This is a genomic window from Salinisphaera orenii subsp. halophila YIM 95161 (assembly GCF_003732545.1).
GTDB classification, from domain to species: Bacteria; Pseudomonadota; Gammaproteobacteria; order Nevskiales; family Salinisphaeraceae; genus Salinisphaera; species Salinisphaera orenii_A.
In genome coordinates, this window is record NZ_AYKF01000047.1 from 1 (window position 1) to 326 (window position 326).

The window sequence follows — 326 nt, forward strand, 5'->3', positions numbered from 1 at the left end:
AGCAGTTCTTCGTCGTCGACCATGTCGGCCTTGTTCAGGTACACGACGATGAACGGGACGCCGACCTGGCGCGCCAGCAGGATGTGCTCGCGCGTCTGCGGCATCGGGCCGTCCGCGGCCGAGACCACCATGATCGCGCCGTCCATCTGGGCGGCACCGGTGATCATGTTCTTGACGTAGTCGGCGTGACCCGGGCAGTCGACGTGCGCGTAGTGGCGCGCCTCGGATTCGTACTCCACGTGCGAGGTCGAGATGGTGATCCCGCGCGCCTTCTCTTCCGGCGCCTTGTCGATCATGTCAAAGGCCGACAGCTCCGAACCGAACAA

General features: G+C 64.7%; 1 protein-coding gene. It reads right to left on the minus strand.

The window, feature by feature from the left end:
• Positions 1–326: GTP-binding protein (locus SAHL_RS03310; RefSeq protein WP_245968371.1), on the minus strand; the 326-nt coding region annotated here is incomplete at both ends.